The 15,172-nt window shown below is 43.1% G+C and carries 13 protein-coding genes; 7 read left to right on the forward strand and 6 right to left on the reverse strand.

The genetic code is table 11. The features are described 5' to 3' along the window. The first annotated feature begins 197 nt into the window (after window positions 1-197). Window positions 198-764, forward strand: a complete 567-nt coding sequence (locus IQO02_RS11715; RefSeq protein WP_102282743.1) for a molecular chaperone TorD family protein — start codon at window positions 198-200, stop codon at window positions 762-764. Continuing rightward, window positions 764-1,279, forward strand: coding sequence for a ferredoxin-type protein NapF (gene napF, locus IQO02_RS11720; RefSeq protein ID WP_010438113.1), 516 nt, complete (start codon window positions 764-766; stop codon window positions 1,277-1,279). The genes IQO02_RS11715 and napF overlap by 1 nt, the downstream gene beginning before the upstream one ends. A 172-nt stretch (window positions 1,280-1,451) precedes the next feature. Here the strand turns inward: napF and yfaE are convergent, their stop codons facing one another. The 4 genes from yfaE to ubiG form a co-directional block, all read right to left on the reverse strand. Then, window positions 1,452-1,730 (reverse strand): class I ribonucleotide reductase maintenance protein YfaE, encoded by a 279-nt coding sequence (gene yfaE / locus IQO02_RS11725; RefSeq protein WP_010438115.1) that lies wholly within the window; start codon window positions 1,728-1,730, stop codon window positions 1,452-1,454. Continuing rightward, on the reverse strand, window positions 1,730-2,863 hold the full coding sequence (nrdB, locus tag IQO02_RS11730; RefSeq protein WP_004733365.1) for a class Ia ribonucleoside-diphosphate reductase subunit beta: 1,134 nt from the start codon (window positions 2,861-2,863) through the stop codon (window positions 1,730-1,732). The genes yfaE and nrdB overlap by 1 nt, the downstream gene beginning before the upstream one ends. A 103-nt stretch (window positions 2,864-2,966) precedes the next feature. Then, window positions 2,967-5,249: a class 1a ribonucleoside-diphosphate reductase subunit alpha gene (gene nrdA / locus IQO02_RS11735; protein WP_016769293.1), complete on the reverse strand. Its 2,283-nt coding sequence runs from the start codon at window positions 5,247-5,249 to the stop codon at window positions 2,967-2,969. A gap of 508 nt (window positions 5,250-5,757) precedes the next feature. Continuing rightward, complete coding sequence (gene ubiG, locus IQO02_RS11740) at window positions 5,758-6,501, reverse strand: bifunctional 2-polyprenyl-6-hydroxyphenol methylase/3-demethylubiquinol 3-O-methyltransferase UbiG (protein ID WP_016799780.1); 744 nt, start codon at window positions 6,499-6,501, stop codon at window positions 5,758-5,760. A gap of 258 nt (window positions 6,502-6,759) precedes the next feature. On the opposite strand from ubiG, the gene gyrA reads away from it, so the two are divergent. Together gyrA and IQO02_RS11750 are read left to right on the forward strand one after the other, a co-directional pair. Beyond that, a complete protein-coding gene (gene gyrA / locus IQO02_RS11745) occupies window positions 6,760-9,447 on the forward strand; it encodes a DNA gyrase subunit A (RefSeq protein ID WP_010438123.1) in 2,688 nt (895 codons plus the stop codon). Window positions 9,448-9,684: 237 nt separating this feature from the next. Beyond that, window positions 9,685-10,314 (forward strand): tetratricopeptide repeat protein, encoded by a 630-nt coding sequence (locus IQO02_RS11750; RefSeq protein ID WP_102282744.1) that lies wholly within the window; start codon window positions 9,685-9,687, stop codon window positions 10,312-10,314. A gap of 105 nt (window positions 10,315-10,419) precedes the next feature. Here the strand turns inward: IQO02_RS11750 and IQO02_RS11755 are convergent, their stop codons facing one another. Together IQO02_RS11755 and nrfA are read right to left on the reverse strand one after the other, a co-directional pair. Further along, window positions 10,420-10,764, reverse strand: a complete 345-nt coding sequence (locus IQO02_RS11755) for a rhodanese-like domain-containing protein (RefSeq protein WP_010438127.1) — start codon at window positions 10,762-10,764, stop codon at window positions 10,420-10,422. 145 nt (window positions 10,765-10,909) lie between these two features. Next, window positions 10,910-12,340: an ammonia-forming nitrite reductase cytochrome c552 subunit gene (nrfA, locus tag IQO02_RS11760; protein ID WP_010438130.1), complete on the reverse strand. Its 1,431-nt coding sequence runs from the start codon at window positions 12,338-12,340 to the stop codon at window positions 10,910-10,912. A gap of 481 nt (window positions 12,341-12,821) precedes the next feature. Between nrfA and nrfB the strand changes: the two genes are divergently transcribed. From nrfB to nrfD, 3 genes are read left to right on the forward strand one after another with little or no spacing between them, the layout of a single operon-like run. Next, entirely contained in the window at window positions 12,822-13,406 is a 585-nt protein-coding gene (gene nrfB, locus IQO02_RS11765) for a cytochrome c nitrite reductase pentaheme subunit (RefSeq protein ID WP_010438133.1), read from the forward strand. A gap of 3 nt (window positions 13,407-13,409) precedes the next feature. Further along, the gene (gene nrfC, locus IQO02_RS11770; RefSeq protein WP_010438136.1) at window positions 13,410-14,096 is read left to right on the forward strand and encodes a cytochrome c nitrite reductase Fe-S protein; all 687 of its coding nucleotides are present in this window, start codon (window positions 13,410-13,412) and stop codon (window positions 14,094-14,096) included. Window positions 14,097-14,098: 2 nt separating this feature from the next. Further along, window positions 14,099-15,073: a cytochrome c nitrite reductase subunit NrfD gene (gene nrfD, locus IQO02_RS11775; protein ID WP_010438140.1), complete on the forward strand. Its 975-nt coding sequence runs from the start codon at window positions 14,099-14,101 to the stop codon at window positions 15,071-15,073. The last annotated feature ends 99 nt before the right edge of the window (window positions 15,074-15,172 follow it).

The following is a 15,172-nucleotide window of genomic DNA, read 5'->3' on the forward strand; positions in this document are numbered from 1 at the left end:
CTAAGATGCCTTTTGCTATTGATGGTTAGTACTTTATAGGTAGTTTGTTCTTTATTTTTTTATTTTGGATTGTTGATTGATTGGCATCAAATAAGAGCGAAATTTAAATCTTATGAATCGAATGTATAAAATAGATCAAAGAATTAAAGCGTCTTATTTATATAATTATCTTTAAACCTATAACGGTATAAATAATAATGATTATCGATACGCATAAATTATTGGGTTCGCTATTTTATCAAGCGACAAGTAAAGAACAGTTGGTCACCATTGTTGAAGCTTTGGTTGAGAGCGAAGTGCTCTCTGAAGAATGCTTGCAGGCATTGAGAAGTGAAGATGAAGATGCGCTCGCAGCAGAGTTCAGCCGCTTGTTCGAAGGTGTGGGAGACATGCCAGCTCCGCCTTGGGGGTCTGTGTACCTAGATAAAGACCGTGTGGTGTTTGGTGCATCGACTGTGGAATATCGACAGTTTCTAGAATTAAACCAAATTGAATTGGATACAGGTTTAAGAGAGCCAGAAGATCAATTTGGTTTAATGTTATTCGCTCATGCGTATTTGTTAGAAAATAATAATATTAATTCATCTCGTGAATTGCTTGAGTGTCACTTATTACCTTGGTCTTCTACTTATTTAGATAAATTAAATACAGCATCAGATTTATCATTTTATAAGAAGCTATCAAGTGATGTAATAAATTGGCTTAATCAATTAACATCTGAATATAATTTAAACGTTGCCACTAAAAAGTTATATATCGACTAATGTCTGAGCAAATAAATTCGAATAGGCGTGGTTTCTTAACTCGACTCTCTAAGCCAGTTAAAGCTGCTGCAAGTTATGAAGAGAAATCACAGCGCTTACATGCTAGACCACCTAGGGCTGTCGATGAGGTGCTGTTTGAGCGTCTTTGCGACAGTTGTGGACTGTGTGAGCAAGCGTGTCCGAATAGCGTGATTGAGACGCTAGAGGGTAGTGCGCTGTTGAATTTGGATTACAACAGTTGTTCTATGTGTAACAAATGCACTGAAGTGTGCCTAACTGGCGCACTTCATCCAACGGTCACGCCTTATATCGACCTCAAGCCGAGCTTTGCTGATAGCTGCAATAATTACATGCAAATGGACTGTTCAGCATGCCAAACTGCGTGTTCAGCAGGTGTGATACACATTGAAGTAGGAGAGTTGCCTACAGTGGACAAAGATAAGTGTAACGGCTGTGGAGAGTGCCGAAGCGCTTGTTATATTGGCTCTGTGACTCTTAACCTGACTCAGCAATAAACGTTTGGTTTTGTATGACACAAGCGAACATGAAGATTTTGGTTGAGTGATAGACGAGTTGTTTCAGATACCTAAAGACATAAACAGAAAAGGGTCCGCACTCCTAAAGGAAGCGGACCCTTTTTAATTCTTATTGACGATATTCGAACAAAGCGACCTAAAGCCAGTTGGCTTATGCGCGTTTTTGCTTGTTTCTGTGAATAACGTTACTCAGCGATAGCTCAGTCTTTGCTTTACAGATACAAGGTAATATTTCATTACCTTGCGTGTAAGCCATAGCAAAACCAACGTACTCGACTTCCCCAGAATCCAACGTGCAACGACAAGCGCCACAATGCCCATCTCGGCAGTTGTATTCTGGCTCTAACCCAGCTTGTTCCATTGTTTCCAATAGAGTGTTTGAAGGGTTAGATTCAATCGAAGTCAGCTTGTTGATTTTGATTGTTGGCATTACAGCTCGAATCCTTCAAAGTCGTCAGCTTTTACTTCGTTGTCGATCTGACCAACTAGGTAAGAACTGATTTCAGCTTCTTGTGGAGCAACTTGTACGTTATCTGAAGATAACCATGCGTTGATCCATGGGATTGGGTTCGACGTTGCTTCTGGGTAAGCAGTACCTAAACCAACCGCTTGCATACGGATGTTAGTGATGTACTCAACGTATTGGCAAAGAATGTCTTTGTTCAGACCAATCATAGAGCCATCTTTGAATAGGTATTCTGCCCACTCTTTTTCTTGCTCTGCTGCTTCTTTGAATAGGTCGAAACACTCTTGCTTACACTCTTCAGCGATTTGCATGAATTCGAAGTCATCTTGGCCATTACGCAGTAAGTTAATCATGTGCTGTGTACCAGTAAGGTGAAGAGCTTCATCACGAGCGATTAGCTTGATGATCTTCGCGTTACCTTCCATTAGCTCACGTTCAGCGAATGCGAATGAACATGCAAAACTCACGTAGAAACGAATCGCTTCTAGTGCGTTTACAGACATTAGACATACGTAAAGCTTCTTCTTCAGGTCGTGAAGTGAAATCTTAACGTCTTCGCCGTTAATGTTGTGGTTGCCTTCGCCGTAGCGGTGGTAGTCAGCCGTCAGCTTGATTAAATCATCGTAGTAAAACGCGATGTCTTTCGCACGCTTCAGGATCTCTTCGTTTTCAACGATGTCGTCGAATACTACACCTGGATCATTGACGATGTTACGGATGATATGTGTGTAAGAACGAGAGTGAATCGTTTCAGAGAAAGACCAAGTCTCAATCCAAGTTTCAACTTCTGGTAGAGATACCAGTGGAAGTAGGGCAACGTTAGGGCTGCGGCCTTGGATAGAATCTAGAAGCGTTTGGTACTTCAAGTTAGAGATGAAAATGTGCTTTTCATGCTCAGGAAGCTTGTTGTAGTCGATACGGTCGCTAGATACGTCTACTTCTTCTGGACGCCAGAAGAAAGAAAGCTGCTTCTCGATCAACTTTTCGAAGATTTCGAATTTTTGTTGGTCGTAACGTGCAACGTTTACCGACTGACCCAAGAACATTGGTTCTTTTAGTTGGTCATTTTTTTGCTGAGAAAAAGTACTGTAAGCCATAAATGCCTCAAATCCTTTAAAGACCCGTAATAAAACGGGCCCTGTTAATGCTTTAAACCCAGAGAAGATAACTCTTCTCTGGGGTCTTAATGTTTATTGCGGTTTAGATCTTACAACCGCCGCCTTCACAATCTTCTTCCGGCACTTGAACTGCATCGCCTTGGTCGTCTTTAGCACCATCACGAGTGTTATGGTAGTAAAGCGTCTTAACACCGTACTTGTACGCTGTAAGTAGGTCTTGAAGCAGCTTCTTCATTGGTACTTTACCGCTGTCGTAAACACTTGGATCATAGTTAGTGTTTGCAGAGATAGCTTGGTCAACGAATTTTTGCATGATACCCACTAGGTGCAGGTAACCATCGTTCGAACCAATGTTCCAAAGTAGCTCGTAGTTCTCTTTAAGATTTAAGAAGTCAGGAACCACTTGCTTAAGGATGCCGTCTTTCGATGCTTTCACTGATACGTAACCACGTGGTGGCTCGATACCGTTAGTTGCGTTCGAGATTTGAGACGAAGTCTCAGAAGGCATAAGCGCTGTTAGCGTAGAGTTACGCAGACCGTGCTCCATGATCTCTTCGCGTAGCGTGTCCCAATCGTAGTGCAGTGGCTCTTCACATACTAAGTCGATATCTTTCTTGTAAGTATCGATTGGCAGTAGGCCTTTCGCGTAGTTGGTCTCGTGGAAAGATGGGCAACGGCCTTGTTCTTTCGCCAGTTCAACAGACGCTTTTAACAAGTGGTATTGAATTGCTTCAAAAGTACGGTGAGTCAGACTGTTTGCGCTGCCATCAGAGTACTTCACGCCGTTTTTCGCTAGGTAGTATGCGTAGTTGATGACACCCACACCTAGAGTACGACGGTTCATTGTCGACTTGCGTGCTGCTGGAAGTGGGTAGTCTTGGTAATCAAGCAATGCATCAAGTGCACGAACAACCAGTTCAGAAAGCTCAGCAAGGTCGTCTAGCTCGTTGATTGCGCCTAGGTTAAACGCTGAAAGCGTACATAGTGCAATTTCACCTTCGTCATCTTCTACGTTAGAAAGTGGCTTAGTTGGTAGCGCGATTTCTAGACATAGGTTCGACTGACGAACAGGAGCCACTTCAGAATCAAACGGGCTGTGTGTATTACAGTGGTCAACGTTCTGAATGTAGATACGACCAGTAGAAGCTCGCTCTTGCATTAGCAGAGAGAACAGCTCAACGGCTTTAACCGTTTCACGCTTCACTGAAGGATCGTTTTCGTACTTAACATATAGTTCTTCAAAACGGTCTTGGTTTTCGAAGAACGCATCGTAAAGGCCAGGTACGTCAGAAGGTGAGAACAGGCTGATGTTGCCACCTTGAACAAGACGAGAGTACATGAGTTTGTTCAGCTGTACGCCGTAGTCCATGTGACGAACACGGTTCTCTTCAACGCCGCGGTTGTTTTTCAGTACTAATAGAGACTGAACTTCACCATGCCATAGTGGGTAGAATACCGTTGCCGCACCGCCACGAACACCACCTTGTGAACAACATTTTACTGCTGTTTGGAAGTATTTGTAGAAAGGGATACAGCCAGTGTGGAACGCTTCACCATTACGGATTTCAGAACCCAGCGCACGGATACGACCTGCGTTGATACCAATACCAGCACGTTGAGATACGTAACGAACAATTGAGCTTGCTGTTGCGTTGATTGAATCAAGGCTGTCACCACATTCGATCAGTACACAAGAGCTGAATTGACGAGTAGGCGTACGTACACCAGACATGATCGGTGTAGGTAGAGAAATCTTAAACGTAGACGATGCGTCGTAAAAACGTTTGATGTAGTCAAGACGAGTCGATTTAGGGTATTTAGCGAATAGACACGCAGCCACTAGGATGTAAAGAAACTGAGCACTCTCGTAGATTTCTTTTGTTACACGGTTTTGCACGAAGTATTTACCTTCAAGCTGCTTAACTGCCGCGTAAGAGAAGTCTAAGTCACGCTTATGGTCGATGTACTGGTCTAGCTCTTCAAACTCAGCTTTCGTGTAATCTTGCATTAGGTGGCTGTCATATTTACCCATATCGACCAGTTTTGAAACGTGGTCATAAAGCGCAGGTGGCTCGTATTCGCCATACGCTTTTTTACGTAGGTGGAATACTGACAGACGTGCTGCTAGATATTGGTAATCAGGAGTCTCTTCAGAGATTAAATCCGCTGCTGACTTGATGATAGTTTCATGAATGTCAGTCGTGGTGATGCCGTCGTAAAACTGAATGTGAGCTTTCAATTCTACTTGTGATACAGAAACATTGTGCAAGCCTTCAGCTGCCCATGTGATCACGCGGTGGATCTTCTCTAGATCGATGGTTTCTTTGCGCCCGTTACGCTTGGTAACAGTAAGTTGTTGGTTCATTCTGCTTAATTTCCCTAACAAAACTGAACAAGGCCGTGTTTTTGTGTATTTCTGTGTAATTTTTGTAAATTACGTGTCGGCTTTGTGATCTTGGTCTACCCATATATTGTAGTTCAAACACAACATATAGGGGTCATTTGTTTGTTGGGTTACAAGATAGTGCTACAACCGAATTTTTTCAAGGTAAAGAAATTGGGTTGCTTGTGGATAAGTGGTGGATTGAAAAAAAACTGTAAGTGACCACTAACTGATGAAGATAGATGAGACTTGATTGTATAAAAGTCGGCTTTTAATGATGCTTTATTTTTGCACGCCTATAAAAAAAAATCCCTTGATCTTTGAGCAAAATGGGCGATGGATTTTAGGCGATTAAATTTAAATCTAGGTGGTCAAAATGGAAGCTAGCGCACGAAATTTAGACTGAAAAAAGTCGCAAACTTATGTTAATTGCAACCTTTTTCATTAGTCTTTTTTAGAAAAAATTTTACGGTAGGATAGCTGATATTTTTTAAGCGAAATTTTGCGTATGCACGATGTAATTGACTTCAACACTGCGACCTAATCGGTAAGTGTCTGTCAGTGGATTATAGTGCAGCCCAATGATACCGAGTTCTTGTAGAGATGTATTATCAATCATCTTGATAAGTTCAGCTGGGCGAATGAACTTGTCATGCTCGTGAGTGCCTTCAGGAACTATCTTTAGTAGCTTCTCTGCACCAACAATCGCAAACAAGTAAGATTTAAAATTGCGGTTCAACGTAGAGAAGAAAACGTGGCCATCCGGTTTGACCAATTTTGAACATGCGGTGATCACTGATTGTGGATCAGGCACGTGCTCTAGCATTTCCATGCAAGTGACCACGTCGTAAGTTTGTGGATTCTCTTCTGCGTGGTCTTCAATGGTACTTTGGATGTAATCGAGCTTGGTGCCAGTTTCTAGTGCGTGCAAGCGTGCCACTTCAAGTGGTTCTTTGCCCATGTCTAGCCCTGTCACTACAGCACCTTCGATTGCCATACTTTCCGCTAAAATGCCACCACCGCAACCAACATCGAGCACTTTCTTACCAAACAAACCTTCAGTTTTTTCTAGCACGTAGTTTAGGCGTAGTGGGTTGATTTGATGTAGAGGCTTAAATTCGCCTTCTAGATCCCACCAGCGTGACGCCATGTCTTCAAATTTCTTGATTTCTGCTGGGTCTACATTCTGTGATTTAGTCATAATCGGCATTTCCAAGTTAAATACGGCATCCATGAAATTGCAGGCATTATAACTTGCCTTTTCGCCTTGACCAGAAGATCTACAATTTTGCGAACTTATTGGGTGTAAAGTGACCATGTTTCAGCGAGATATGATGCGGAGGTGCAATTTCTCATCAATTGATTGGCTACAAGGGTCACAAGATGGTAAAAGGAGAGGGAAAGTGATGCCTCCGTAGGTAAATTTGTGTTATATTTTTCGGTCTTATACGTATTCAAAAATACGATCTGACTATAGAGGGAAAATGGCTCTATGAGCGATCTAGCGAAAGAGATCACGCCCGTAAATATTGAAGATGAGCTTAGAGGTTCATACCTAGACTACGCGATGTCCGTCATCGTTGGTCGTGCCCTTCCAGATGTGCGTGATGGCCTAAAACCTGTACACCGCCGCGTTTTGTTCGCGATGAATGTACTGGGTAATGATTGGAACAAACCATATAAAAAGTCTGCTCGTGTAGTAGGTGATGTAATCGGTAAATACCACCCGCATGGTGATAGTGCTGTATACGATACTATTGTTCGTATGGCTCAACCGTTCTCACTGCGTTACATGCTAGTTGATGGCCAAGGTAACTTTGGTTCTATCGATGGCGACTCCGCGGCTGCAATGCGTTATACCGAAGTTCGTATGGCGAAAATTGCTCACGAGCTCCTGGCTGACCTTGATAAGGAAACTGTGGACTACGTACCGAACTACGATGGTACAGAACAAATTCCAGCAGTACTTCCTACAAAAATTCCTAACCTATTGGTAAACGGTGCTTCTGGTATCGCAGTAGGTATGGCTACCAACATCCCACCACATAACCTTGGTGAAGTTGTTGATGGCTGTTTAGCATTTATCAATAATGAAGATATTACTATTGATGAGCTAATGGACTATATCCCTGGTCCTGACTTCCCGACAGCAGCACTTATCAGTGGTCGTAAAGGCATCGTAGATGCTTATAAAACTGGCCGCGGTAAAGTTTACATGCGTTCAAAAGCGAATATTGAAGTAGAGAAAAATGGTAAAGAAACCATTATCGTTACTGAGATTCCTTACCAAGTAAACAAAGCTCGCCTGATCGAGAAGATTGCTGAACTGGTTAAAGATAAGAAAGTTGAAGGCATCAGTGCTCTACGTGACGAATCTGATAAAGATGGTATGCGTATTGTTATTGAATGTAAGCGTGACGCTGTCGGTGAAGTTGTATTGAACAACCTTTACTCACAAACTCAACTGCAAACAACTTTCGGTATCAACATGGTTGCGCTGAACAATGGTCAACCACAGTTGTTCAACATCAAAGACATGCTTAAGTGCTTCGTAGACCACCGTCGCGAAGTTGTGACTCGTCGTACTATCTTTGAACTGAAGAAAGCGCGCGACCGTGCACACATCCTTGAAGCATTGTCTCTAGCACTTGCTAACATTGACGAAATCATCGAGCTCATCCGTAACGCTCCAACGCCTGCTGAAGCAAAAGCTGGTTTAGTAGCTCGCGGTTGGGAACTTGGTAACGTTGCAGCAATGCTTGAACGTGCAGGTACTGATGCGGCTCGTCCTGATTGGTTGGAAGACCAATACGGCATCCGCGATGGCCAATACTTCCTAACGGAAACACAAGCACAAGCTATTCTAGAGCTTCGTCTTCATCGCTTAACTGGCCTTGAACATGAGAAGATTCTAGACGAGTACAAAGCGCTTCTAGAAGAAATCGCTGAGCTAATGCACATTCTTGCAAGCACTGAGCGTTTGATGGAAGTTATCCGTGAAGAACTTGAAGCGGTACGTGAAATCTATGGCGACGCTCGTCGTACAGAAATCACAGCAGCGGTTCATGACATCGACATGGAAGAGCTGATTGCTCAAGAAGACGTTGTAGTAACGCTTTCTAACGCAGGTTACGTTAAGTACCAAATTCTAAGCGACTACGAAGCTCAGCGTCGTGGTGGTAAAGGTAAGAGTGCAACTAAGATGAAAGATGAGGATTACATTGAGCGTCTGCTTGTTGCTAATACTCACGATAACATCTTATGTTTCTCTACTCGTGGTAAGACGTACCGCCTGAAAGTTTACCAACTGCCTCAAGCAAGCCGCACCGCTCGTGGTAAGCCTATCGTTAACATTCTTCCTCTAGAAGAAGGTGAGCGTATTACGGCTATCCTACCTGTCTCTGAGTTCTCTAACGAGAAATTCATCTTCATGGCAACAGGCGACGGTACAGTTAAGAAGACATCACTGGATCAATTCGCAAACGTACGTGCTAACGGCCTAATCGCAGTTAACCTACGTGACGATGATTCACTGATTGGCGTTGATATTACTGATGGTAATAGCGACATCATGCTGTTCTCTAAATCGGGCAAAGTTGTTCGCTTTAACGAGGACAAAGTACGTCCAATGGGTCGTACTGCATCTGGTGTTCGTGGTATGAAGCTTCCAGAAGACGATCAAGTGGTTTCACTGATTGTTCCTTCAAATGAAGGCGATATCCTAACTGTGACTCAAAACGGTTACGGTAAGCGTACTGAGTTGGCTGAATACCCAACGAAAGGCCGTGCAACGCAAGGTGTAGTATCTATCAAAGTCTCTGATCGTAATGGCCCAGTAGTTGGTGCTGTTCAGGTTGAAGAAGGCGATGAAATGATGATGATCACCGACGCAGGTACACTAGTACGTACTCGCGTGGCGGAAGTCAGCCAAGTTGGTCGTAACACTCAAGGTGTAACACTGATCCGTACTGCTGAAGATGAGAATGTTGTAGGTCTACAACGTATCGACGAAGTAGAAGAAGCTGAGATTGTTGAAGGCGAAGAAACTGAAGAAGCAAATGCTGACGCAGTAAACGCAGAAACAGTTAATGCAGAAGGAAAGGTCGTTTCTGAATCAAATGAAGAGCAAGCATCCGATGCTTCTGACTCTGAGAGTGATAGCGAGCAAGATACTGAGTAATCTCGATTACACTAAGTAATTAAGAGTACCAATGAAAAAACCGAGCCTAAGTGCTCGGTTTTTTATTACCTGTCATTTCATTTTTCTTATCACTTCGTTTAGGTCTTAGAGCAGACCTTAACCTGTCGCTTTTATGCAAAAGTTTGAGCACTAAATCTCGAACGCTAAACTTTGATCAATAACGAGGCAGAACGAAAGCGATAGAGTAGGAGATAAAGCTAAATAAAAGGATGTGGAATGGATATCTGGTTGTTGGTTGCTTTACTATTAATGAGTCTGTTTTTTATCGCGTTTGTTATTGCCGCGAGCAAAAATGGCCGTCATTTAAAAGGCAATGCGATGATTTCGCTTATCGCTGTGGTTTTGAGTGTGCTTGTCTGGTTTCAGCTTAAACAAGAGTTACCTCAATTTCCTTTAGATGATAGCGATAGCTACACGGCAACAGATTTCCAAGATGAGCTTCAGCAGAGCCTTGAGCAAGACCCAAATCAATCCGATTTGTGGTTTAAGCTTGGTGGTGTGTACATGCAAAAAGGGGAGTTTGATGCGGCATTCACTTGCTACGATTATGCGATTCGATTAGATCCTCAAGCACCTTCTGGTATTTATGCTGCTAAAGCTACTGCACTTTATTACCTTAGCTCCCAGGCGATGAGTGATGAGGTCAAGAGGCTATTAAATCAGTCGATGCAGCTTGATCCAAACGATCGTACCGCCTTAATGTTGATTGCGACCGATCACTTCATTAGTATGCGCTATCAACAAGCGATCGATGCGTGGACTCAAATCCTCGATTCCAATCAAAAGGGCATTGATCGTGTTTCGATTATTCATTCGATCAACCAAGCCAAAGAGATGATCCGCTAGGCTTGGTCAATAAGCTTGTTGTTCCTGAATAAATTTTGAAACTATTTACCTTTGAAGTAATTCGACTCTAAAGTGATTAATTTCTAAAATCATTATTTTCCGTATCTATTGGCTTTCGATCATTTCAGTTAAACCACCTGCGTTATGGATTTGAGTAAATCCTTGATCACGCAAGAACTGATACGCTTGCCCTGAGCGATTACCACTGCGGCAATACAAAACGATCGGTTGGTCTTTCTCAATATTAGCAAAGTGAGTCGCTACTTCTGAAAGAGGGTAGTTGATGGCGTTGTCTAGATGCCCTTGTTCGAACTCTGCAGGTGTTCTTACATCAATGACTAATGCACCTTTCTCTATCAACTCCCACCCTGTCTCTGCGCGCTCTGATGCGTTAACGCCTGAACTGAGTAGTGTAATGCATAATGCTAAAAGCGAAAATAAGGTCTTCATTTTTGACTCCTTGAATTAGCAAACGGTCATTGGAAAGTACGTATTGATTTGAATGCTTCAAACCCAACACTGAATATTTAAAACAAAAAACCAGCCACACAACAATAGTGTGACTGGTTTTTACCTAACGGTCTATTTGAAGAAACTAGTATTCGTAGTTGGCTTCACGCTTTTCAGCTTGCTCTTCCCATTTAGGAACAACCGTGTCTAAGAAGTGCTGTTTCTCTGCGTTCATCTTATCCATGTCCATTCCAAGCGCTTTTTGAGCCGCTTCTTTGGTCGAGATATCTGGAATTTCGATTGGATCGGTGATGCCTTTCTTCGCCAGTAGACGAACAATTTTAGTTCGAGCATCCGCTGCGCGATCAACGGCAGTACCTAGTACTTCTAGAGCGATTTCAGGTGCGTGCATATGAATACCGTGAGACGCAATAGCGTAGTCCCAACGCCATTGAGCGTGACGGATATCCAGTAGGATAGGCTCCATCTCTTGCTCTGTCGCACCGGCTTCCCATGCCGCACCTGCTTCAAAGTGAGCGGCTACGATTTGCTTCTCAGCAGTCAGCTTCATGTTCAGAACTTGTGCTTTACGGCTTGAAACGATGTTACGCATGGTTTCTTTCGATTGAGTGTGACAGTTTGCACACGTATCTTCGAAGCGGTCGAATGGGTTACCCACTTTATGGTCGGTATAAACAGTGCCATCTTCTTTGGTCACTTTCGGCATATGACAGTCTGCACAGACGACTTTATTTTTGCCGTGGATACCTTCACGCCATGTTTCGAAACCAGGGTGCTGTGCTTTCAACATGGGTGCTTTCGATACTTTATGAGTCCAATCTTTAAAGTTGATCGCATCATAGTAACGTTCCATATCGCCGACGGTTGTACCTTGGTCCCAAGGGAATTTCACGCCTTTGGTTGGCCCGGTGAAGTAGTATTCCACATGACATTGGGCACAAACTGAAGCTTGTTGGTCTAAACGGCTTTGCTCATCAAACTTTTTACCAATTGCTTCAAATGCACGTTCAACATAAGGACGAGTGACCTTCAGTGCTGGCTCACCATTTTTGAAGCCTTCGCTTTGGGTATCGTGACAGTCTGAACATCCAATAGGGTTAATGATCTCGTTACCAAGACGCGCCCATTTACCCTCGAAGTAACCATCTTCGCCACGCTCTTCGATAACACGCGCTACATCCGGGCTCTTACAGCTCCAACACGCCATTGGCATAGGGCCAGAATTTTCGTCCGTCGGTCCGCCAGTACGAAGTGTTTGTCGTACATCGTCAATCGCATAAAAGTGACCACGAGCCTTGTTGTAATCTTTTGCAAAGCCGTAGCCAGCCCACATGATAACCATGTTCGGATCTTCTTTTAGTGCGTCTTCAATGGTTTCGCTTTCTGACGTCTGTCTCCATGAATGATATTGATCTGGGTGATTTTGCTCGAACTGGTCGTTACGAGGATCGCCAATTTCTTTTTGTTCAGGCGCAGCAAAACTGGTCGCGCTTGCTAGTGATGCGCTAACCATTAATAGTGCTGTGACCGAATTACGTATCCAATGCTTTTTCACAGTGATATCTCCAATATACTGATTTTTATACCAAGCGTTGTGAGTTTGCTATTCAAATTAAGAACTGGAGAATTCCTGTTTATATTAATTCATAACTGAACACATTTTGTTACGTGTTGGATATAGATTGTCCCAGATCAATTTATGACAGTGACCTTAATCACGCTGAAGTTTATATAACCCTAAAGTGGTATTTAAAGTTAGATTGATTAGAATTTAACTGAGAATTATTATCATATATAACAAACAATTACCTAAATTGACCATGATGCAAATAGGGTGATTGCGTTCACAAATTAACCTGTCGAAATTTCATGTTACCTAATTAGAGGTATATTCTAACAATAGAAAGCGTTGTGGCTTATCCAAAATAAGAATTGATATCATTTAAGCGGTAATAATATCGTTTAAGGGTACTTTTGTTTAACCGGAATATTATTTAGTTGAGAGTTAAATAATGCCGGTATAAGGAAAGGATAAAATGGGCAATATTAAATTGGCCATAGTCATAATGCTTAAATCCCTTCTAGCATTCTGCCTCTATGGTTATTCCATTCATGCTGTTGCTGAGCCTGCTGTTACGCCAGTAGGAGAATCAACAAGACATGAAGTCGAATTAATCCGCGACAAAGACTACAAGTGTGTTCAATGCCATAAAGATTCAAAAGAAACGGTATTGGGTTCACATGGTGAAAGTGCACACGCTTTGCTTGGCCGCGAAGTAAATTGTACCGACTGTCATAGTTCTATTAGCCCCGATCACCGTGAAGGTGCACCTAAAGTGGTGAAGTATCGTGAGGCTCAATCACAACCTGGAACCGAGAAGGTTTTCTTAGACCCTAAATTAATCCTAGATGCCAATAGCCAATGTATCGATTGTCACCAACCTGATGATCTCCGCGAAGCGAGTTGGACTCACGATGTTCACGCGCAAAACTTAACGTGTTCAAACTGCCATGATGTTCATGCGACTGAAGCAAAGGTGTTGGGCTTAGATAAGAAGCAAACCATCAAGCTGTGTGTGGATTGCCATTCAGACTTCAACCAGAAGAAAGAAGAGGAGTAATCTATGAGTTGCTCAAGAAGAAACTTTTTAGCAGGCGCGGGTGCCGTTATTTTTACCACAGGTGTAGCGGGAACTGCGGCGGTAACAAGTCGCAAGACGCTAGCTAATGTTCAAGAAGATGGCACTAAACGTTATGGAATGATTCATGACGAAACCGCTTGTATTGGTTGTACCGCCTGTACCGAAGCATGTCGTGAAGTAAACAAAGTACCTGAAGGTGTATCGCGCTTAGAAATTATTAAGAGTGAGCCCCAAGGCGAATATCCCAATGTTGATTACCGTTTTACTCGTAACTCTTGCCAGCATTGTGATAACGCACCTTGTGTGATGGTTTGCCCAACAGGCGCGGCCTACAAAGATGAAAAAACGGGCATTGTCGATGTGCATCAAGAGAAGTGCGTCGGTTGTGGTTATTGTCTATTGGCTTGCCCATACCAAGTGCGCTTTTTCCATCCAGAAAACAAGTCCGCAGATAAGTGTAACTTCTGTCGAGACACTAATTTAGCACAAGGGAAGTTGCCGGCTTGTGTCGAATCTTGCCCAACCAAAGCGCTGACATTCGGTGATTTGAATGACCCTAAGAGTGAGATAAACCGAGTACTTCAATCCGAGGTGGTTTACAGAGATAAAGCCTATCTAGGCACTCAACCAAAACTCTATAAAGTGCCACACCAAAAAGGGGAGATTTGATTATGAGTGCATGGGACGCAGCTTTTCAGTCTGGTACGGTGGTATGGGACTGGATTATAGCAATCTATCTATTTCTCGCGGGGATGTCGGCGGGTGCCGTAATGATCTCCATTTACCTAAAACGTAAGGTCATTGAAGGCGATCCTGCTCATAATGGTGTGCTAAAGGCCACGGCTTTTCTTGCGCCATTTGGGATCATTTCAGGTCTGCTTATCTTGGTTTTCCACCTGACAAAACCGTTATCCTTTTGGAAGATCATGATCTTCTATAACCCAACGTCAGTGATGTCGATGGGTGTGATCTTATTCCAAGTGTATATGGTGATCCTATTCCTTTGGATCGGCATTATATTCCGAGATCAAATTGTCGTGTTCTTGAATGACCAAGCATGGTTAAAAGGACGACTCGATTTTGTCGGTAACTGGATTGGCAAATTAGAGGTGGTTGAGAATGCTTTGGAAATATTCCTAGCGGTTCTCGCATTGATGCTTGCTGCTTATACGGGCTTTTTGCTGTCAGCTTTAAATACCTTCCCACTATTGAATAACCCAGTACTGCCGATCTTGTTCTTGTTCTCGAGTTTATCTTCGGGTGCGGCGGCGTGTATTTTATTTGGTGTGTTGGTCTTTAAAGAATCACCTCATAGCCCGAGTATTTCATGGATCCACGGATTCGAACGCCCGGTCGTGATGTTTGAGTTGTTTGTTCTTATTACTTTCTTTACTGGGCTGATCTTCGCTGGTGGTCAAAGTGAGCAAGCAGTCTGGAACGCAATCGGCAGTGGATTCTGGGCGAACTGGTTCTGGTACGGCGTCATCGGTGTTGGCATGGTTTTACCATTGTTGTTGAATGCAGTGACACCAACTTCAATTCGCCATAGCTCGGTGTATATTTTCTCCGTGACTTCGCTAAGTCTAATGGGCGTATTAATGCTGCGAACTTTTGTTCTTTACGCAGGGCAATTAACGCTCGCTTAAGTTTGTTAGTGAGTGGATGTTGGACAATTGACATCTGCTCACTAGATACCGTTTCGTTGAGCAACAGAAGCTAGTTGAGTAACAGGAGCTAGTTGGTCA

This window comes from Vibrio sp. OPT24 (assembly GCF_015163545.1).
Lineage (GTDB): Bacteria > Pseudomonadota > Gammaproteobacteria > Enterobacterales > Vibrionaceae > Vibrio > Vibrio cyclitrophicus.

Bases quoted from the DNA above. Each gene is read 5' to 3' on its own strand.
- napF (WP_010438113.1), top strand. From the start codon at position 764: ATGTCTGAGCAAATAAATTCGAATAGGCGTGGTTTCTTAACTCGACTC.
- nrfC (WP_010438136.1), top strand. From the start codon at position 13,410: ATGAGTTGCTCAAGAAGAAACTTTTTAGCAGGCGCGGGTGCCGTTATT.
- IQO02_RS11750 (WP_102282744.1), top strand. From the start codon at position 9,685: ATGGATATCTGGTTGTTGGTTGCTTTACTATTAATGAGTCTGTTTTTT.
- IQO02_RS11755 (WP_010438127.1), bottom strand. From the start codon at position 10,764: ATGAAGACCTTATTTTCGCTTTTAGCATTATGCATTACACTACTCAGT.
- IQO02_RS11715 (WP_102282743.1), top strand. From the start codon at position 198: ATGATTATCGATACGCATAAATTATTGGGTTCGCTATTTTATCAAGCG.
- gyrA (WP_010438123.1), top strand. From the start codon at position 6,760: ATGAGCGATCTAGCGAAAGAGATCACGCCCGTAAATATTGAAGATGAG.
- yfaE (WP_010438115.1), bottom strand. From the start codon at position 1,730: ATGCCAACAATCAAAATCAACAAGCTGACTTCGATTGAATCTAACCCT.
- nrdA (WP_016769293.1), bottom strand. From the start codon at position 5,249: ATGAACCAACAACTTACTGTTACCAAGCGTAACGGGCGCAAAGAAACC.
- nrdB (WP_004733365.1), bottom strand. From the start codon at position 2,863: ATGGCTTACAGTACTTTTTCTCAGCAAAAAAATGACCAACTAAAAGAA.
- nrfB (WP_010438133.1), top strand. From the start codon at position 12,822: ATGGGCAATATTAAATTGGCCATAGTCATAATGCTTAAATCCCTTCTA.
- nrfD (WP_010438140.1), top strand. From the start codon at position 14,099: ATGAGTGCATGGGACGCAGCTTTTCAGTCTGGTACGGTGGTATGGGAC.
- ubiG (WP_016799780.1), bottom strand. From the start codon at position 6,501: ATGGATGCCGTATTTAACTTGGAAATGCCGATTATGACTAAATCACAG.